The sequence below is a fragment of the Actinokineospora auranticolor genome (assembly GCF_041897805.1).
GTDB classification, from domain to species: domain Bacteria; phylum Actinomycetota; class Actinomycetes; order Mycobacteriales; family Pseudonocardiaceae; genus Actinokineospora; species Actinokineospora auranticolor.
In genome coordinates, this window is record NZ_CP154825.1 from 5,520,627 (window position 1) to 5,540,026 (window position 19,400).

Consider the following 19,400-nt stretch of genomic DNA (forward strand, 5'->3'; position numbering starts at 1 on the left):
CGAGGCACACCGCCGGTTTCGGCGGAAAAGGGGCGGATCAGCCGCCCGCGACCTGGACGGCGTCGACGACGAAGACCAGGGTCTCGCCGGGGGCGATGGGGCCGCTGCCCTTGCTGCCGTAGGCCTTGTCGGGCGGGATGACCAGCACGCGGCGGCCACCCTGCTTCATGCCCTGCAGGCCGTCGTCCCAGCCCTGGATGACCTCGCGCTGCCCGACGCTGTTCACGGTGAACGGCTGGCCGCGCTCGAACGACGAGTCCGCGACCTGGCCGTTGGACCACGTCACCAGCTCGTAGTTGGCCTGCACACCCGAGCCCACCTTGATGACCGGACCGGTGCCCTCGACGAGGTCCTTGCTCTGCAGCTGGTTCGGCGGCGCGCAGACCTTCGGCACGGTCACCTTCGGCTGCGCGCCGGGCGCGCCCTCGACCAGCAGGTCGTCGACCGAGCACTGCGGGCCCGAGGACACCGACTGGATCGAGCTCGGCGGCGCGGACGTGGTGGGCGCGGCGGTCGTGCTCGCCGGACGGGCCTTCCCGGTCACCACCGGGTCCCCGGGCGGCTGGGTGGAGGCCCGCTCGGAGTTCGCGCACGCGGTCAGGGACAGCAGCCCGACCAGCGCACCGATCATGATCTTGCCGACATCGCGCATGCGCCGGAGCTTAGCGACCCGGCCCGGTCCACCCCGCGCCCGGCGCCGTGATTTCCTCACCCGATATGCGCAATCCACGCAACCGGACCGCGGCGTACAGTTGCGGAACGCGCCCGTTCGGTCACCCGATCCCGGCCCGCGCGGGTCCGCCGAGGAGGTGACCTGCCTTGCCCGCGGACGCCAAGGGCATCCGCACGCACCCCATCCAGGAGATCTTCTGGACCCGCACGGGGCTGTTGCTGCTCATCCTGGTCGTGGTGTCCGGGCTCTCGCTCTGGGCGTCGAGTGCCGTCGACCCCGGGGTGCCCCGGAACCTGCTGACCGCGCTGGGCACCGGCACCATGGTGTCGGCGGTGGTCGGGTTCGGCCAGACCCTCATCACCGCGTCCGCCGCCCAGCGCGCCATGGTGGCGCCGCTGGTCGAGGAGAGCCGGAAAGCGCTGCACGACCTCGCCGCCGAGTACCGCTCGCTCAACCGCGAGTTCTTCCCCACCGACGTGTTCGAGGCCAGCACCGAGCCCGACCCCGGGTTCAACGCGCTGATCATGGCCGACCTGCGGCAGACCAGGCAGGTGTGGTTCCGCGGCTTCTCCGGCCGCTACGCCGCCGCCCGCATCCTGCTCTCCCCCGGGCAGAGCGAGGTGCGCGCGGTGCTCGCCGACCCGCGCGAGCGCGGCGCGATCAGCGGCCGGGCCCGGCACCTGGCGCGCCAGCAGGGGCCGACCGCGGACTACGAGGCCATCGGGCGGTCGCTGCACGAGGAGGTGCGGATCGGACTGGTCGGGCTGTACCTGGCCCGGTCCGGGTGCGCGTCGATCGACGTGACGGTGATCGCCGACCCGCCGCTGGACCGGGTCGAGCTGTTCGACGACTGCGTGTGGCTCACCCTCTACAGCGCGGTCGCGGGCGCGCCGTCGCTCTACCCGCGCACGCTGCGGTTCTCCGAGGGCTCCTTCCTCTACGACATGCAGCGCGCCGAGTTCGCCAGGGTGCACGCCGCCCGGGACGCGCCCCGGGTCGTGATCACCCCGGACACCAGCCGCGAGGAGTTCCTGGCGCACTTCGGGAAGCTCACCGGCACACCGCTCCCCGAGGCCGAGTTCCACGAACTGGAGGCGCGGTTCCACCGGTTCCGCGCGGAGTTCTCCAGCAAAGCCGAGTTGCAGACCTGAAAGCCGTGCCCCACCCCGTAACCGAGCCTTGAGAGCTGATGCCCGTGTCGTCCGCGGTACCGGCGCTGTCCCAGTTGGCGCAGCGCATGCGAGAGATCGATCTCACCCAGCGCAGGTGGGCGGCCGTGCACGCGGGCGTGGCGTCCTGGGCCGCCACCGGGGTGTCCCAGGTGGACGGTTCGGCGCTGGCCGACGACCGGCTGCGCGGACCGCTGCTGCGATCGGTCTTGCGCAGGCACCTGCTCGACCTCGACCCGGGCCGCGCCGAGGCGCTGGTCGCCCGTTCCCGCGAGACGACGACGCACTTCGCCTGGTGCCTGCGGGACAACGCCGACGAGCCGTTCACCTTCTGGCTGCACGAGTACAAGCCGCCCGCGGACTGGCGGCCCGGCTACGCCGACTCCGTGCACAACCACCGCTACCACTTCTGCACGGTCATCCTGCGCGGCGGCTACCGGCACGAGCGCTACCGCACCACCACCGACCCCGACACGGGCCTGATCACCGCCGCGGCGCTGACCCGGCGCACCGAGTGCCGCGCCGGGGACTCCGGGGTGCTGATGGCCGAGGAGTTCCACCGGATCCCGCACGCCGACGAGGGCACCATGACGTTCCTGGTGAAGTCGCGGCCGGTGACCCGGTCGAGCCTGTCCTACGACCCCGCGACCGGCACCGGCCACCGGCACGTCCCGGTGGAGGCCAGGTTGGAGGAGCTGACGAGGCGCATCTAGACCGCCCTCCGCCGCGGCGCGGAATGCCCCGTTCGCCCACGCGCGTGGACCAACGGCTATACCATCGCCCCCGCCCGTTTGTCCAACGGAAGGGGAAGATCGGTCATGTCCGTCTCATCACCGCTGCCCGCCAGTGTCGAACATGGGGAGAGCGTGCCCCGCCACGCCGTGGACCACGTCGAGGCGCGGGTGCGCGCGCTGTGCGAGCGGTACGCGCGCAAGCTGCCCTTCCACGGCTGGCACCACGTGGGCTTCGTGCGCGACAAGTCGGTCGAGTTCGCCCGCCTGAACGGCTCGGACGTGTCCGTGGTGGAGACCGCGGCGCTGGTGCACGACGTCAACTACCTGGTGCGGCGCAACTCGCCCGCGGCGGCGGGCAGCGGCCTGCGGCGGGCCGTCCTGGCCGACGCGGGTGTCGCAGACCCGGTCGCGGAGTGGATCGACGCGCTGGTCGACGAGGCCGAGATGCGCACCAGGCACCGGCACATCTCCCGGGAGGCGCAGGCGCTCAGCGACGCCGACACGCTGTTCAAGGCGCTGCCGGTGACCCCGGTGGTGCTCGCGCACCGCTACCTGGCGGAGAACGGGGTGAGCCTGCGCGAGCTGGCGAACAAGATCGTCGGCGAGCAGCGGGGCGCGCACGACGAGGGCTTCTACTTCTACTCCCCCGCCGCCGCGGCCGCGTACTCGCGGTGGGCCACGGCGAACCTGGAGCTGTGGCAGTGCATCAAGGAGTCACTCGACGACCCCACGGTCGAGCGGCTGCTCACCGCCGTCGGGTGAACCGGCACCGCGGGTGTCGACGTGACGCAGAACATGGTGTGACCGGACGGAGTGCGCGTCGCCGGGAAGCGGCGAGAACCGGGTGGAAACCGGTCAGAACGGCCAGCCGGTGACCGGCAGGCCCAGCGCCGAGTCGACGGCGAGCGCCACGAACACGGCCGTCAGGTAGGTGTTCGACAGGTGGAACAGCTTCATCGGCTTGGCGGGCTCACCGCGCCGCACGGCCGACTCCAGCTTGTGCGCGTACACCAGGAACCAGGCGCCCGCGAGGATCGAGAACGCGGCGAACACCCAGCCGGTGGCGGGCACCAGCAGCAGCGTCCACAGGACCATGACCCACGAGTAGATGACGATCTGCTTGGCGACGTGCTGCGGGGTGGCCACGACCGGCAGCATCGGCACGCCCGCGGCGGCGTAGTCGTCGCGGAACTTCATGGCCAGCGCCCAGAAGTGCGGCGGGGTCCAGAAGAAGATCACGCCGAACATGACCAGCGCGGGCCACCCGACGTCGCCGGTCACCGCGGACCAGCCGATGACCACCGGCATGCAGCCCGCGGCACCGCCCCAGACGATGTTCTGCGAGGTCCGGCGCTTGAGGACCATCGTGTACACGAGGACGTAGAACAGGATCGCGCCCACGGCCATGGCCGCGGCCAGCAGGTTCGTCGTGGCGTAGAGCCAGCCGAAGGACAGCACGCCGAGCACCAGCCCGAAGACCAGCGCGTTGCGCGTCGGCACCGCGTGCCGGGCCAGCGGTCGGGACTTGGTGCGCTTCATCACCGCGTCGATGTCGGCGTCCACCACGCAGTTGAGCGCGTTCGCGCTGCCCGCCGCCATGGTGCCGCCGACGAGGGTGTTGAGCACCAGCCACGGCGACGGGATGCCGCGCGCGGCCAGCAGCATCGCGGGCACCGTGGTGACCAGCAGCAGCTCGATGATGCGCGGCTTGGTGAGCGCCACGTAGGCGCCGACCACGGCCCGCGCGGACCGCCGGGCCGGGGTCTCGGCGGTGTCGGCGGGCACGGGGATCACCGACGACATCTCGCTCCTCCGGGTCTGGTCCGCACTCTCGTCCTGCACCGCCGCGACCGGGTGTCGGCCCTGTCACAGCGGGGGCGCGCCGTCCGCGCGAGAGCCGCGGCGACGGGGGAAATGTTAACCGCGCGGTATCCGGGTACACGTATCGGGTGGCTGGGTGTCGCCGGCGAACGGTGGGAGATCACACGGTGGGGGTCCCACGACTACGCTGGCCGACGGACCAGGGATGACACGCGGAACGGCCGTACCCGCCGCCCCCGGGATCGATAAAGCCCGGGTGCGCAAGACTGTGGTCCGCCGAACCGCCCGATGGGAAATGGGAGCTGGAAGTCCGTGTCCGTCAGTAGTGAACTGCCCGCCGAACTGACCGAACTCACCCGAGCGACGCTCCCGGATGACTGGACCGACCTCGACCGGCGCGCCGTCGACACCGTCCGGGTGCTCGCCGCCGACGCCGTGCAGAAGGTCGGCAACGGCCACCCCGGCACCGCGATGAGCCTCGCGCCGGTGGCCTACGCGCTCTACCAGCGGGTCATGCGCCACGACCCGAGCGACCCGCACTGGATCGGCCGCGACCGGTTCGTGCTCTCCGCTGGCCACTCCAGCCTGACCCAGTACCTGCAGCTGTTCCTCTCGGGCTACGGCCTGGAGATCGAGGACATCCAGGCGCTGCGCACCTGGGGCTCGAAGACCCCGGGGCACCCGGAGGTGCGCCACACCGCCGGTGTCGAGATCACCACCGGGCCGCTGGGCCAGGGCCTGGCGTCCGCGGTCGGCATGGCCATGGCCGCCCGCCGCGAGCGCGGCCTGTTCGACCCGGACGCGGCGGCGGGCGAGAGCCCGTTCGACCACCACGTGTACGTCATCGCCTCCGACGGCGACATCGAGGAGGGCGTGACCTCCGAGGCGTCGTCCCTGGCCGGGCGCCAGGAGCTGGGCAACCTCACCGTCGTCTACGACGACAACAAGATCTCCATCGAGGACGACACCACCGTCGCCCTGTCGGAGGACACCGCCAAGCGCTACGAGTCCTACGGCTGGCACGTGCAGGTCGTCGAGGGCGGCGAGAACGTCACCGGCATCCTGGACGCGCTGGCCGCGGCCAAGGCGGAGACCACCCGCCCGTCGTTCATCCTGCTGCGCACGGTGATCGGGTTCCCGGCGCCGACGCTGCAGAACACCGGCAAGGCGCACGGCGCCGCGCTGGGCACCGAAGAGGTCGCCGCGGTCAAGAAGATCCTCGGCTTCGACCCGGAGCAGAGCTTCGTCGTCGAGCCGGAGGTGCTCTCGCACACCCGCGAGGCGGTCAAGCGCGGCGAGGCGGCGCACGCCGAGTGGCAGACGTCGTTCGACGCGTGGAAGTCGGCCAACCCCGAGCGGCACGCGCTGCTGGTCCGCGCGCAGGCCTACGAGCTGCCCGCGGGGTTCGACGAGGCCCTGCCGACCTGGGAGCCCGACGCCAAGGGCGTGGCGACCCGCAAGGCCTCCGGTGACGTGCTCAACGCGATCGGCGGGCTGCTGCCGGAGCTGTGGGGCGGCTCGGCCGACCTGGCGGAGAGCAACAACACCACGATCAAGGGCGCCGACTCGTTCGGCCCGCCGTCCGCGGCGACCAAGCACTGGAACACCACCCCGTACGGGCGGACCCTGCACTTCGGCGTGCGCGAGCACGCGATGGGCTCCATCCTCAACGGCATCGTGCTGCACGGCCCGACCCGGCCCTACGGCGGCACGTTCCTGGTCTTCAGCGACTACATGCGACCCGCGGTGCGGCTCGCGGCGCTGAGCAAGCTGCCGGTCACCTACGTGTGGACGCACGACTCCATCGGTCTCGGCGAGGACGGCCCGACGCACCAGCCGATCGAGCACCTGGCCGCGCTGCGCGCGATCCCGGGCCTGATCGTGCTGCGCCCGGGTGACGCCAACGAGACCGCGGCCGCGTGGCGGACGACGCTGTCGCAGTCGGACGCCCCCGTCGCGCTCGCGCTGACCCGGCAGAACCTGCCGGTGCTGGCGGGCACCAAGGAGAAGGCGCGCGAGGGCGTGGCCAAGGGCGGGTACGTCCTCCTCGACTCCGAGGGCGAGCCGCAGGTCGTGCTGATCGGCACGGGGTCGGAGCTGCAGATCGCCGTCGAGGCCGCCGAGGTGCTGGCCAAGGAGGGTGTCGCCGCCCGCGTCGTGTCGCTGCCGTCGGTCGAGCTGTTCGACGCGCAGGACAAGTCCTACCGCGACTCGGTCATCCCGCCGTCGGTCAAGGCGCGCGTGGTGGTGGAGGCGGGTATCGCCCAGCCGTGGCACAAGTACACCGGCGACGCGGGCGAGATCGTGTCCATCGAGCACTTCGGCGCGTCGGCGGACTACCAGACCCTGTACCGCGAGTTCGGCATCACCACCGAGGCCGTCGTCGCCGCCGCGCGCAAGTCCGTCGCCGCGGCTTCCTGATCCGCCCGACCTCAAGAGGGAGGCACGAAATGACTGACATCCTCAAGCAGCTCTCCGACGCCGGGGTCTCGATCTGGCTCGACGACCTCTCCCGGGAGCGGCTCACCTCCGGCAACCTCGCCGAGCTGATCCGCGACCAGCACGTCGTCGGCGTCACCACCAACCCGACGATCTTCGCGTCCGCGCTGGCGGACGGCGAGGCGTACGACGCGCAGGTGCGCGAGCTGGTCGAGCGGGGCGCGGACCTCGACGCCGCCGTCCGCGAGCTGACCACCTCGGACGTGCGCAACGCCTGCGACCTGTTCCGCGACGTGTTCGCCGCCAGCGGCGGCGTCGACGGCCGGGTGTCGATCGAGGTCGACCCGCGGCTGGCGCACGACACCGACGCCACCGTGGCCGAGGCGCTCGACCTGTGGAAGGCCGTGGACCGGCCCAACCTGCTGGTCAAGATCCCGGCCACCGAGGCGGGCCTGCCCGCGATCACCCGGGTGATCGCCGAGGGCGTCAGCGTGAACGTGACGCTGATCTTCTCGGTCGAGCGCCACCGGGCCGTCATGGACGCGTACCTGGCAGGCCTGGAGCAGGCCAAGTCCAACGGGCACGACCCGCGCTCGATCCACTCCGTCGCGTCCTTCTTCGTGTCCCGTGTGGACACCGAGGTGGACAAGCGGCTCGACGCGATCGGCACCGACGAGGCCAAGGGCCTGCGCGGCCTGGCCGCGGTCGCCAACGCCCGGCTTGCCTACGCCGCCTTCGAGGAGACCTTCTCGGGGGCGCGCTGGGAAAGCCTGGCCGAAGCGGGGGCGAACAAGCAGCGTCCACTGTGGGCGTCCACCGGCACCAAGAACCCGGACTACCCGGACACCCTCTACGTCGACGAGCTGGTCGTCGCCGCGACGGTGAACACGATGCCGGAAAAGACCCTGCGCGCGGTCGCCGACCACGGCAGGATCACCGGTGACACCGTGACCGGGCGGGCCGCGGAAGCCAAGGACGTCTACGACCGGCTCGCCGCCGCCGGGATCGATGTCGACGACGTCTACCGCGCCCTGGAGGACGAGGGCGTGGACAAGTTCGAGAAGTCCTGGGCGGAACTGCTCGAGACCGTCCGCGGTCAGCTCGACCGTGCTAAGAGCTGAACGCACAGGTTTTTCTCATGAGTGATACCAGGAGAGGCTGACGCCACGTCATGGCAGAGCACCTTGGAGATGTCGCAGTGACCATCGTTGACGAGCGGCTCACCGAGGAGGCCGCCCCGCTCGTCCGACAACTCGTCGAGGAGCGGGTGGCGTCCGCGCTCACCGCGGCGGACCCCACGCTGTGGGGTCCGGCCGCGGAGTCCGAGTCGGCCATCCGGCTCGCCTGGACGACCCTGGCGGAGACCTCCCGCCCCCTCCTGGCCGAGATCGACGCCCTCCGCGCGGAGTTGCACGCGGAGGGCGTCGACCGGGTGGTCCTCGCGGGCATGGGCGGTTCGTCGCTCGCCCCCGAGGTCATCACCGGGACGGCGGGCGTGCCGCTGGTCGTCCTGGACACCACCGACCCCGGTCAGGTCGCCGACGCGCTGGCGGGCGAACTTGCCCGTACCGTGCTGGTGGTGTCGTCCAAGTCCGGGTCCACTGTGGAGACCGACAGCCACCGCCGGGTCTTCGCCGCCGCGTTCGCCGCGGAGGGCATCGACCCGGCGTCGCGCATCGTCGTGGTCACGGACCCGGGCTCGCCGCTGGAGAAGTCCGCCACGGAGGCGGGCTACCGGCGGGTCTTCCAGGCCGACCCGAACGTGGGCGGCCGGTACTCGGCGCTGACCGCGTTCGGGCTGGTGCCCGCCGGGCTGGCGGGGGCCGACGTGGCCGCGCTGCTCGACGAGGCCGCCGCCGCGGCGGTCGTGCTGTCCCAGGACAGCGCGGACAACCCGGCGCTGGTGCTGGCCTCGGCGCTGGGCGCGGCGCACGCGCGCGGCGCGGAGAAGGTCGTGCTGGCCGACACCGGCTCGGGCGTCAAGGGCTTCGGCGACTGGGCCGAGCAGCTGGTGGCCGAGTCCACCGGCAAGGAGGGCACCGGCCTGCTGCCGGTCGTCGTGGAGTCCCCGACGGCCCCGGGCTTCGCCGACGCGGGTGACGACGCCACGGCCGTGGCGATCGGCGCCCCCGGCGGCGGCGCGCGGATCGCGACCCGGGGCAGCCTGGGTGGCCTGATCCTGCTGTGGGAGTACGCCACGGCGATCGCGGGCAGGCTGCTCGGGATCAACCCGTTCGACCAGCCGGACGTCGAGGCGGCCAAGAAGGCCGCGCGGGCGCTGCTGGACTCCCCGGGCACCGAGGAGCGGGCACCGGCGCTGGTCGAGGGACCGGTCGAGGTTCACCCGTCCGAGGGGTTGTTGCCGGAGGGCACCACCACGCTCGCGGGCGCGCTGAACGCGCTGTTCGCCGCGGCCCCGGCCGCCGGGTACGTCTCGCTGCAGGTCTACCTCGACCGGCTCGACGACGCCTCGGCGACGCTGCTGCGGACCGAGGTGGCGCGCAAGACCGGGCTGCAGACCACTTTCGGGTGGGGGCCGCGGTTCCTGCACTCGACCGGCCAGTACCACAAGGGCGGGCACCAGAACGGTGTCTTCCTCCAGGTGACCGGCGCGTCCGAGGTGGACGTCGAGGTCCCCGACCGCCCGTACACCCTGGGCGTGCTCCAGCACGCGCAGGCGCTGGGCGACGGTCAGGTGCTCGTCGAGCACGGCAGGCCCGTGCTGCGGCTGCACTTCACCGACCGCGCGGCGGGTCTGGCGCGGCTGGTCGAGGCGCTGGCGGAGGTGGGCGCGTGACCGCCAGGACGTGGGTCAACCCGCTGCGCGACGAGCGCGACAAGCGGCTGCCGCGGATCGCGGGCCCGTGCGGCCTGGTGATCTTCGGCGTGACCGGTGACCTGTCCCGCAAGAAGCTGATGCCCGCGATCTACGACCTGGCCAACCGCGGCCTGCTGCCGCCGGGCTTCTCGCTCGTCGGCTTCGCCCGCCGGGACTGGGAGGACCAGGACTTCGGGCAGGTCGTCTACGAGGCGGTCAAGCAGCACGCGCGGACCCCGTTCCGCGACTCGGTGTGGGACCGCCTCGCCGAGGGCTTCCGGTTCGTGCAGGGCTCCTTCGACGACGACGCCGCGTTCGACAAGCTGGCCGAGACCGTCAAGGAACTCGACGAGCTGCGCGGCACCAGCGGCAACCACGCGTTCTACCTGTCGATCCCGCCGGGGGCGTTCCCGGTGGTGACCAAGCAGCTGGCCCGCTCCGGCCTGGCGGGCGCCAAGCCGGACGAGTGGCGGCGGGTGGTCATCGAGAAGCCGTTCGGACACGACCTGGCCAGCGCCAAGCAGCTCAACGGCGTGGTCAACGACGTGTTCCCCGAGGACTCGGTGTTCCGCATCGACCACTACCTCGGCAAGGAGACGGTGCAGAACCTGTTGGCGCTGCGCTTCGCCAACCAGCTGTTCGAGCCGATCTGGAACGCCAACTACGTCGACCACGTGCAGATCACCATGGCCGAGGACATCGGTCTCGGTGGCCGCGCGGGCTACTACGACGGCATCGGCGCCGCGCGCGACGTCATCCAGAACCACCTGCTCCAGTTGCTCGCGCTGACCGCGATGGAGGAGCCGGTCTCCTTCCGCCCCAAGGCGCTGCGCACCGAGAAGATCAAGGTGCTGGAGGCGACGAAGGCGGTCGGGCCGTTCGGCGAGACCACCGCGCGCGGGCAGTACCTGGGCGGCTGGCAGGGCGGGCAGAAGGTGCCCGGTCTGCTGGAGGAGGAGGGGTTCGACAAGAACTCCACCACCGAGACCTTCGCCGCGATCACCCTCGAGGTGAACACCCGGCGCTGGGCGGGGGTGCCGTTCTACCTGCGCACCGGCAAGCGCCTGGGCCGCCGGGTCACCGAGATCGCGGTGGTGTTCAAGCGCGCCCCGCACCTGCCGTTCGACGACACCGCCACCGAGGAACTGGGGCAGAACGCCCTGGTGGTGCGGGTGCAGCCGGACGAGGGCGTGACCCTGCGGTTCGGCTCGAAGGTGCCGGGCAACGCGATGGAGGTCCGGGACGTGTCCATGGACTTCAGCTACGGCCACGCGTTCACCGAGTCCTCCCCGGAGGCCTACGAGCGGCTGCTGCTCGACGTGCTGCTCGGCGAGCCGTCGCTGTTCCCGGTCAACCAGGAAGTGGAGCTGTCCTGGGAGATCCTGGAGCCGGTGCTCAAGCACTGGGCCACCGCCGGTAAGCCGGAGGGCTATCCATCGGGCACCTGGGGCCCTGATTCCGCTGAGAAGATGCTTTCCCGGACCGGGCGTCATTGGAGGCGACCGTGAGTTTCCCCGCTACTCCCGCGATAGATAGCCGACCGGGTGCGGGTGTCCCGCGAGGGCACAGGAGGCGACCGTGATCATCGACCTGCCCTCGACCACCACCTCGCAGGTCAACTCGAAGCTGGTGCACCTGCGCGAGCAGGGTGGCGCCACGGCGTTGGGCCGGGTGCTCACGCTGGTCATCGTGACCGATGACGGCGCGAAGACCGAGGACGCGATAGACGCCGCGAACGACGCCAGCCGCGAACACCCCTGCCGGGTGATCGTGGTGGCCCGCGGCGCGCGCAAGGCCGCGGCCCGGCTGGACGCGCAGATCCGGGTCGGCGGCGACGCCGGTGCCAGCGAGGTCGTGGTGCTGCGGCTCTACGGCGCGCTGGCCGACGAGGGCGCGGGCTGCGTGATCCCGCTGCTGCTGCCGGACGCGCCGGTCGTGGCGTGGTGGCCCTTCGAGGCGCCCGCCAAGCCCGCGGAGGACCCGATCGGGCGGCTGGCGCAGCGCCGGATCACCGACTCGGCCGCCGAGCGCAACCCGATCAAGGCGCTGGAGGTGCGGCAGAAGCACTACACCGACGGCGACACCGACCTGGCCTGGACCAGGTTGACGCTGTGGCGGGCGGTGCTGGCGGCGTCGCTGGACCTGCCGCCGTACGAGAAGGTCACCGCGGCCACGGTCACCGGGGAGGGCGACTCGCCGTCGACCGACCTGTTGGCGGGCTGGTTGGCGGCGCGGCTGCGGATCCCGGTGAAGCGGGCCAAGGCGGCGACCGGCCAGGGGATCGTCTCGGTCGTGCTGGAGCGCAAGTCGGGTGCGGTGGAGCTGGTCCGCCCCGACGGCAAGGTGGGCACGCTGACCCAGCCGGGCCAGCCCGCCCGCCGGGTCGCGCTCCAGCGGCGGGAGGTGCGCGACTGCCTGGCGGAGGAGCTGCGCAGGTTGGACGCGGACGAGCCGTTCGAGGAGACGTTGCAGGGGTTGGGCAAGATCGTGCGGGGTCGTACGCCGGTGAAGGTGCCGTCGAAGGCGCCGGTGCCGGAGCAGGCGGGTACCCCGGCGGTGAGCGCGGCGGACGCGGCGTCGGCCGCCGAGGACGCGGCCAAGCCGTCCCCGAAGTCCAACGGCAAGGCGGGCAAGACCTCCGCCAAGTCCGGTTCCCGCACCGCAGGCACCCGCCAACCCGTGAAGAGCGGCAAGGGGAAGTAATGAGCGAGCAGAGCGTTGTCGTCCACCAGTCCGCGGAAATCCTCGCCGCGGCCACCGCGGCTCGCCTGATCACCACCCTGACCGACCTGCAAGCCACCCGCCACGTGGTCGCCATCGGCCTCACGGGTGGGCGGACGGGGATCGAGGTGCTGAACCAGGTCAACAAGAGCCCGGCCCGCGACGCGGTGGACTGGTCCGCCGTGGAGATCTACTGGGGCGACGAACGCTTCCTGCCCGCCGGGGACCCGGAGCGCAACGAGACCCAGGCCCGCACGGTCCTGTTGGACCACGTCCCGGTCCCGGAGTCCCGCATCCACGCCATCCCCCCGTCCGACGGCGACTTCGGCGACGACCCGGACGCGGCGGCGAAGGCGTACGCGGAACTGATGACCGGGGTGGCCTTGGACGTGCTGCTGGTGGGGGTCGGGGAGGAAGGGCACACGTTGTCCGTCTTCCCGGACTCCCCGGCGGTCCGCGAGGGCAGGGCCACGGTCATCGCGGTGCGGGACTGCCCCAAGCCGCCGCCCACGCGGGTGTCGCTGACGCTGCCCGCCGCCCGCCGCGCCTCTCAGGTGTGGCTCGTGACGGCAGGCGAGAGCAAGGCGGAGGCCGTGACGGCGGCCTTGTCGGACGCGTCGGAGACGGACATCCCGGCAGCGGGCGCGACGGGTCGGGACATCACATTGTGGCTCGTGGACCGAGCGGCTGCGGGACGGTAGTTCGGGTAGGACTGGACGCACAGAGGCCGGTGGGCGGATGTTCCGCTCACCGGCCTCTGTTTGTCCCCGCTACGCCCTGCCCGTTTCAACGCGGCCGAACCGCAATCGGAACGGGATGGGTCGTTCGATGCTCGTCTCACGCTGCGGGCCAGACAAGCGCCGGGCCGGGTTGATTGGTCTGACCCCACGCGAAAAACATGGGCGGCCTCGATCGGGCGAACTTGCTTTGCGCGGGGCCCCTACGAGCCTGCGGTGGGGAAAAGCGGTGGGAGGGGCAAGCCCACCCCACCCGCGGGAGAGCTTGGCAGGCTCGTCCCCCCACGCAAAGCAAGTCCACCCAATCAAGGCGTATGACGGGGGCGCGTTGCGTTCGGTGGGGGCTGGGATCCTGCGGCGGTTACGGGGCGGGTCCGGTGTGGCCAAGTCACGTCGAGGTAGAGCGGGCACGCGAGCGGCGGTTACGGGGTGGGTTGGGAGAGAAGAGTGATGGGTGGGGATGGGGGCAGGAGTTCGGCGGCGGTTGGGATGCCTAGCGCAGGCCGTTCTTCTTGGCCACGGCGATCAGCAGGTCCGGGTCGTCCGAGATCAGGCCGTCCACGCCCAGGTCGATGACCCGCTGCATGGTCGGTTCGTCGTTGACCGTGTACGGAACGACCTTGAGTCCCTTGCGGTGCAGGCCTTCGACGTCCGGTCCGTGGAAGTACGCCGGGTTCTGCCGCAGGTACCAGTCCGCGTCCTGCACCGTGCCCTGCGCCGGGTCGTGCACCTGCCAGTTCGCCGACACCGTCGACGCGCCCGACTGGCGCACCAGCCGCGCCAGGTCGCGGGTCTTCCACCAGTCGAGGCCGCCGGTCCAGGGCGACTTCACCGACGGGTCGCCGTAAACCGCCCGCAACGAGCACTCGTCGGCGATGGTGGCGCACTCTTCCGGGCCGTACTGCCACACCAGGGCCACCGTTTCCAGCGACGGTAACAGCTTCTTCGACAGCTGGATCGTGCGCCAGTCGAAGGACTGCAACGTGACCCGGCTCGTGAAGCCCGCGCGGCCGATCTCGCCGACCACCTTGCGGGTGAACACGTCGTACGGAGCCGTGTCGTCCGCCGTGGGGCTGATCTTGGTCTCGATGTTCAGCCGGATGTCCGTCCGCCCACTCGCCCGGACCGCGCCGAACACCTCGGCCAGCGTCGGAATGCGCTGACCCGGCACAGCTTGCTGCTTGGGGAACTCCGGCAGCGTCTTCACACCGCAGTCGAGCGTGCGGATCTGGGCCAACGTCAGGTCGTGCACGCGCTTGCCGACATACGGGAACTCCGGGTCACCCGCTCGGGCCGGCGCCGTGTCGACGCAGTGCGCCCCGTTGATCGTCCGGTCGTGCAGCACGACGACCGCGCCGTCCTCGGTGATCCCCGTGTCCAACTCCAAAGTGGACACAGCCGGGTTCGCCAGCGAATAGGCGAAGGCCGCCAGGGTGTTCTCCGGCCGCACGGCCCGCCCACCCCGGTGCGCCTGAAGGTCGAACGGCGACGCGTACCCACGCGGCAGCCGGAACCCGCGCCGCGCCAACAGCCCGCGCAGCCGGTCCGGGTAGTCCGTGATCAACCCGTCCACGCCGTCATCGATCAGCTTCGCCATCGTCGGCACGTCGTCGACCGTCCACGGGATCACCTTGATCCCGTTGCGGTGCGCGTGCCGCACCATCTCCGCCGTCACGTACGGCCGGTACCCCGGGTCCTCCACAGACCCGCCCTGCGGGAACCCGTGCACCGGCGAGAACGCCGTGGCCCCGAAGGTCTTGATGGCCCGGATCGGGTCCCCACCGAAGTCATCGATGTCCAGCCCGCCCAACCACGGCGACTTGCCCGGCTGTCCGGTCTGCAGGAAGTCGTAGTTGGTCAGGGCGACCAGCGGCAGCCGGGGCGCGAGCTGCCGGACCCGCATCAGCGCGCCCCAGTCGAAGCTCTGGACGCTGACCCGCCGGGTCATCCCGGCGGCCTCGATCTCGCCGACCGTGATCCGCGCGAACTTCTCGCGGGGCGCGGTCTCGCTCGGCGCGCCCGCCTCGACCTTCGTCTCGACGTTGAACCGCACGTCGTCCGCGCCGTAGCGGCGCGCCAGCGCGAAGACCTCGCGCAGCAGCGGCATCCGGGAGCCCGGGGTCAGCTCCTGCCCCGGGAAGTCCGGCAGCCGCCGCGAGCCGCAGTCGAGGGTGCGGACCTGGGCCAGCGTCAGCGTGTTGACGTACTTGCCGACATAGGGGAACTCGGGGTCGCCCGCGACGGCGGGCGCGGTGTCGCGGCACTTGCGGCCGTCGACGCGGCGGTCGTGGGTGACCACCGCCTGGTCGTCCTCGGTGATCTGGACGTCCAGCTCCAGCGTGCTCACGCCGAGTCGGATGGCGTTGCCGAAGGAGCTGAGGCTGTTCTCCACACGCAGCCCGATACCGCCGCGGTGCGCTTGCAGGTCGAAGTCACGCGGCTTCGGGTGCGCGGCCGCCTGGCCGGGCAGGAACGCCACGCAGGCGACCGCCGCGGCGCAGGCCCTCAGGGACAGGGAAGGGGTCATAGCCGGATGGTGTCCACCCCAGTGATCCACCCCGTGACCACCACATGGCCCCCGCCTGAACGACTGCCCCTCAGGCGCGTCCCGGGAACTCCGCCCCCAACAACCCCAGCATCGCGGTGGCCTTCACCGCCGTCTCCTCGAACTCCGCCGCCGGGTCCGACAACGCGATCACCGCCCCGCCCACCCCGAACGACACCTCACCCGCCCGCACGACCAGGGTCCGGATCACCACGCTCAGGTCGGCGGCGCCGGTCAGCGAGAAGTACCCGACAGCCCCCGAGTAGACGCCGCGCGGTCCGGCCTCCAACTCGTCGATGATCCGCATGGTCCGCACCTTCGGCGCCCCGGTCATCGAACCGCCGGGGAACGCGGCGCGCACGCACCGCGCCGCCGAGACGCCCTCGGCCAGTTGCGCCCGGACGGTGCTGACCAGCTGGTGCACGGTCGCGTACGTCTCCACCCCGAACAGCTCCGGCACCGACACCGACCCGACCTCCGCGTAGACCCCGAGGTCGTTGCGGACCAGGTCGACGATCATCAGGTTCTCCGCGCGGTCCTTCTCCCCCGACGCCAGCTCGGCGCGCAACCGCGCGTCCTCGGCGGCGTCGCGCCCGCGCGGCCGGGTCCCCTTGATCGGCCGGGACTCCACCGCGCCGTCGGCCGACACCGACAGGAACCGCTCGGGCGACGTGCTCAGCACCGACAGCTCCCCCAGCCGCAGCAGCGCCCCGAACGGCGCGGGGCTCGCGCGCCGCAGGTACCGGTACGCCTCCCACGCGTCGAGGGTCCCGGCGGCGGTCAGCTCGTTGGTCAGGCACACCTCGTAGGTCTCGCCGTCGCCGATCGCGACCTGGCTGGCGGCGACCATGTCGAGGTACGCGGCGCGGTCGTGCCGGGCCGTCAACGGGCCGAGGGCGACCTCCGGGGCGGGCGGCGGCAGGGTCTTGCCCGCCAGCGACCACAGGCGCGCGGCCGTCTCGGACAGCCATTCCGAGCCGTCGGCGGCCAGCTCCAGCAGGTAGACCTCGCCGGTCTCGTGGTCGAAGGCGACGGCGCGGTCGACGAAGAGCATCCGCGCGTCCGGGTCGGGCGATTTGTGTGCGCGGTCGCCGCCGCACTCGGCCTTCAGCTCGTAGCCGAGGTAGCCGACCCAGCCGAGCGCGAAGTCGAACGGCAGGTCCGGCACGGCCACGCGGCGGTCGGCGAGGTCGGCGTCGAGCCAGTCGAGGAACCCGCTCTCCACCACCGACTCCCCGGTGCCGGAGGTGACGGTGACCGTCCCGGCCCAGACGTCGGCGGTCGCCACCCTGGCGTGCGGACCCGAGGTGTCGCCCAGGAACGAGAACCGGCCGCCCGCCGCGCTGTCGAGCCAGAACGCGTGCGGTGAGTCCCGGTAGAACGCGTCGAAGGCGACCTCGGCGGACACCGGGACCCGCAGCCGCTCGACGACCACGCGGGCCGTCGGCTCCGGCGGGGCCGGTCTCTCGGCGGGCAACGCGACCGGCGCGACGACGACGGTCTCGCGCGGGTGCTCGGCCCACCAGCGGCGGGTCAGGTCCTGGAAGTTGGCCAGCAGCGCGGCGCCGTGCTCGGTGCTGACGGACTCCGGGTGGAACTGCACGCCCCACGCGGGCCGGTCGCGGTGCCGCACCCCCATGAGCACGCCGTCCTCGCTCCACGCCGTGGCCACCAGCGCGTCCGGCAGGTCGGTCACCGCCAAGGAGTGGTAGCGCACGACGTCCATCGGCGACGGCAGCCCGGCGAACAGGTCGCGGCCGTCGTGGCGGACCGCCGACAGCCGCCCGTGCCGCGCCTCGGGAGCGTGCCCGACCCGGGCACCCGCCAGCAGGCACAGTCCCTGGTGGCCGAGGCAGACCCCGAGCAGCGGCTGCCGGGCGGCGGCCAGGACCGCGCGGCTGAGCCCGAAATCGCCCGGGACGCCCGGGTGTCCCGGGCCCGGCGAGATGACCACGTTGTCGAAGTCGACGAGGCCGCCGAGGTCCCAATCCTCGTCGTTGCGCACCACCGTGGGCCGCGCGCCGTCCAGGACCGCCAAAGCCTGGTACAGGTTGTAGGTGAAGGAGTCGTAGTTGTCGATGATGAGTGTGCGCAACGTGACTCCCTCGGCGGTGCTCGTTCGTCTTTCCCCTGCTCCGTTCGGGGATCGTCCGTTTGCTCCCGCACAGTTGTTGGTCGGTCACCGTCCCGAGGCCGGTGTTGTCTGTCTTGATGGGTGGCGACACCGCGCAGCACGTCGCCGCAGGAAGGGCGTTCCATGCCACACCGCCGGCGCAGGCAAGCCCGGGACCGGGAGAATGCTACCGCCCGGCGGGACGTGCCCCGTCCGCGCTCGGGCAGGCACGACTCGGCTGAGCTGCGAGAACAACGCGCGCGCTCGCCGCGGTCGGTGTCGGGGACCAGTGGGGTCCCAGGAGCACTAGGAGGAGGTGGCCCGCTGGTCACGCCCATGGTCACACCGGACGCGGTGCTGCCGGTCCGGCCGCGCGCGCTGCGCCTGCCGCCCCGGCTGGCCGCGCTGCACGCCAACCAACGGGTCCGCGAGCTGTCGTCGGACGTGCTCGCGCTGGTCGTGGCCGCGCTGGACATGTGGCTCGTGGTGCCGGAGGACGCCACGACCTACTCCTACTACCTGACCTGGTGCGCGCTGCCCGCGATGCTGCTGCGCAGGCACCTGCCGTTCACCGCGGTGCTGATCACCATCCCGGGGTTCTTCGCGGGCTGGGCCCAGCTCGCGGCCATGATCTCGCTGGGCGCGCTGGCCCGGCGGCGGATGCTCACCTGGCCCACGGTGGTGGGCGCCGTCCTGGTGGGACTGTCCCGGTTCGTGCTGTGGCCGTGGCCGAAGTTCGTCGAGCTGACCTGGCGCGCGCACCTGTCGGACTTCATCTACGGGGTGCTGGTCGCGGGCATGCCGGTGGCGATCGGGCTGCTGATGGCGGTCCGCCAGGAACTGTCCACCCGGATCCGCGAGCTGGCGCGCAGCCGGGAGCGGGAGAAACGCCTCTACGCGGCGACCGTGCGGTCGGCGGAGCGGGCGAAGCTGGCCAGGGAGATGCACGACGTGGTGTCCCACCAGGTCACGCTCATCGCCATGCAGGCCGGGGCGATGCAGGTCGACGTCACCGACCCGGCGACCAAGGAGGCCGCGGAGACGATCCGCGCGCTGAGCACCCGCACGCTTGAGGAGCTGCGCGAGCTGGTCGGGGTGCTGCGGTCGGGGGTGGACGACGAGGACACCCAGCCCGGCTTGGAGCACATCGCCGACCTGGTCGACGGCAGCCTGGTCGACGGCGACCAGGTGAAGCTGGCCATGGACGCCTGCGCGCTGGACCTGCCCGGCCCGGTGTCGCGCGCGGCGTACCGCACGGTGCAGGAGGCGCTGACCAACGTGCGCAAGCACGCGGCCGGATCGCGGACCTCCGTGCGGATACTGACCCGCGACGGCGCGCTGGTGGTCGAGGTGGACAACGAGCGGCCGCGCACCGGGCAGGTCGGCACACTGCCCTCCGGCGGGCACGGGCTGCTCGGGCTGCGGGAGCGGGCCGGGCTGCTCGGCGGCGAGTTCGACGCGGGCCCGACCGACGACGGCGGTTTCCGGGTGAGCGCCAGGTACCCGCTGACCGCCTGACCCGCGCGTTCCCCCGTCCCGGTACCGGCGAAGGTCCCGATCGGGTGGTGTGCCTCAGGCCACGTTTCGCCGCGCCGAAGCCCCCGAGTGATCGGAATTGGTCCGGGGGCAC

At 72.0% G+C, this 19,400-nt stretch carries 14 protein-coding genes and 1 pseudogene; 10 read left to right on the forward strand and 5 right to left on the reverse strand.

Translation table 11 applies throughout. From position 1 onward, the window contains the following. Nucleotides 1-37 precede the first annotated feature (37 nt). Nucleotides 38-652 carry an FKBP-type peptidyl-prolyl cis-trans isomerase gene (locus tag V5P93_RS24025; protein WP_104480115.1) on the reverse strand — a complete coding sequence of 205 codons (615 nt, stop codon included), beginning with the start codon at nucleotides 650-652 and terminating at the stop codon, nucleotides 38-40. A 167-nt stretch (nucleotides 653-819) separates the two neighbouring features. On the opposite strand from V5P93_RS24025, the gene V5P93_RS24030 reads away from it, so the two are divergent. From V5P93_RS24030 to V5P93_RS24040, 3 genes are all read left to right on the forward strand, one after another. Next, nucleotides 820-1,824 (forward strand): hypothetical protein, encoded by a 1,005-nt coding sequence (locus V5P93_RS24030; RefSeq protein ID WP_104480116.1) that lies wholly within the window; start codon nucleotides 820-822, stop codon nucleotides 1,822-1,824. Between the two features lie 44 nt (nucleotides 1,825-1,868). Next, a complete protein-coding gene (locus tag V5P93_RS24035) occupies nucleotides 1,869-2,555 on the forward strand; it encodes a hypothetical protein (RefSeq protein ID WP_374066543.1) in 687 nt (228 codons plus the stop codon). Between the two features lie 105 nt (nucleotides 2,556-2,660). Then, a complete protein-coding gene (locus tag V5P93_RS24040) occupies nucleotides 2,661-3,338 on the forward strand; it encodes an HD family phosphohydrolase (protein ID WP_104480118.1) in 678 nt (225 codons plus the stop codon). A gap of 93 nt (nucleotides 3,339-3,431) precedes the next feature. Here the strand turns inward: V5P93_RS24040 and V5P93_RS24045 are convergent, their stop codons facing one another. Beyond that, complete coding sequence (locus tag V5P93_RS24045; RefSeq protein WP_104480119.1) at nucleotides 3,432-4,379, reverse strand: heme o synthase; 948 nt, start codon at nucleotides 4,377-4,379, stop codon at nucleotides 3,432-3,434. A gap of 330 nt (nucleotides 4,380-4,709) precedes the next feature. Between V5P93_RS24045 and tkt the strand changes: the two genes are divergently transcribed. The 6 genes from tkt to pgl all read left to right on the forward strand — a co-directional run bounded on the left by tkt (nucleotide 4,710) and on the right by pgl (nucleotide 13,076). Then, on the forward strand, nucleotides 4,710-6,818 hold the full coding sequence (tkt, locus tag V5P93_RS24050; RefSeq protein ID WP_374065069.1) for a transketolase: 2,109 nt from the start codon (nucleotides 4,710-4,712) through the stop codon (nucleotides 6,816-6,818). A gap of 29 nt (nucleotides 6,819-6,847) precedes the next feature. After that, nucleotides 6,848-7,957 carry a transaldolase gene (tal, locus tag V5P93_RS24055; RefSeq protein ID WP_104480120.1) on the forward strand — a complete coding sequence of 370 codons (1,110 nt, stop codon included), beginning with the start codon at nucleotides 6,848-6,850 and terminating at the stop codon, nucleotides 7,955-7,957. A gap of 50 nt (nucleotides 7,958-8,007) precedes the next feature. After that, nucleotides 8,008-9,633 (forward strand): glucose-6-phosphate isomerase, encoded by a 1,626-nt coding sequence (locus tag V5P93_RS24060; protein ID WP_104480121.1) that lies wholly within the window; start codon nucleotides 8,008-8,010, stop codon nucleotides 9,631-9,633. Continuing rightward, entirely contained in the window at nucleotides 9,630-11,162 is a 1,533-nt protein-coding gene (zwf, locus tag V5P93_RS24065) for a glucose-6-phosphate dehydrogenase (protein ID WP_104480122.1), read from the forward strand. The genes V5P93_RS24060 and zwf overlap by 4 nt, the downstream gene beginning before the upstream one ends. Nucleotides 11,163-11,232: 70 nt before the next feature. Continuing rightward, nucleotides 11,233-12,357 (forward strand): glucose-6-phosphate dehydrogenase assembly protein OpcA, encoded by a 1,125-nt coding sequence (gene opcA / locus V5P93_RS24070; RefSeq protein ID WP_104480123.1) that lies wholly within the window; start codon nucleotides 11,233-11,235, stop codon nucleotides 12,355-12,357. Then, nucleotides 12,357-13,076 (forward strand): 6-phosphogluconolactonase, encoded by a 720-nt coding sequence (gene pgl / locus V5P93_RS24075; RefSeq protein ID WP_104480124.1) that lies wholly within the window; start codon nucleotides 12,357-12,359, stop codon nucleotides 13,074-13,076. The genes opcA and pgl overlap by 1 nt, the downstream gene beginning before the upstream one ends. A gap of 529 nt (nucleotides 13,077-13,605) precedes the next feature. Here the strand turns inward: pgl and V5P93_RS24080 are convergent. The 3 genes and pseudogenes from V5P93_RS24080 to pabB form a co-directional block, all read right to left on the reverse strand. Beyond that, nucleotides 13,606-14,562: a glycerophosphodiester phosphodiesterase family protein gene (locus V5P93_RS24080; protein ID WP_245931378.1), complete on the reverse strand. Its 957-nt coding sequence runs from the start codon at nucleotides 14,560-14,562 to the stop codon at nucleotides 13,606-13,608. A gap of 42 nt (nucleotides 14,563-14,604) precedes the next feature. After that, nucleotides 14,605-15,639 (reverse strand): annotated as a pseudogene (locus tag V5P93_RS24085) (glycerophosphodiester phosphodiesterase family protein); the annotation flags it as partial. Between the two features lie 70 nt (nucleotides 15,640-15,709). Continuing rightward, the gene (gene pabB / locus V5P93_RS24090; RefSeq protein WP_104480126.1) at nucleotides 15,710-17,752 is read right to left on the reverse strand and encodes an aminodeoxychorismate synthase component I; all 2,043 of its coding nucleotides are present in this window, start codon (nucleotides 17,750-17,752) and stop codon (nucleotides 15,710-15,712) included. Nucleotides 17,753-18,106: 354 nt separating this feature from the next. Here pabB and V5P93_RS24095 point away from each other — a divergent pair, with 354 nt between their 5' ends. Then, nucleotides 18,107-19,288: a sensor histidine kinase gene (locus V5P93_RS24095; RefSeq protein WP_104480127.1), complete on the forward strand. Its 1,182-nt coding sequence runs from the start codon at nucleotides 18,107-18,109 to the stop codon at nucleotides 19,286-19,288. Nucleotides 19,289-19,400: the final 112 nt, after the last annotated feature.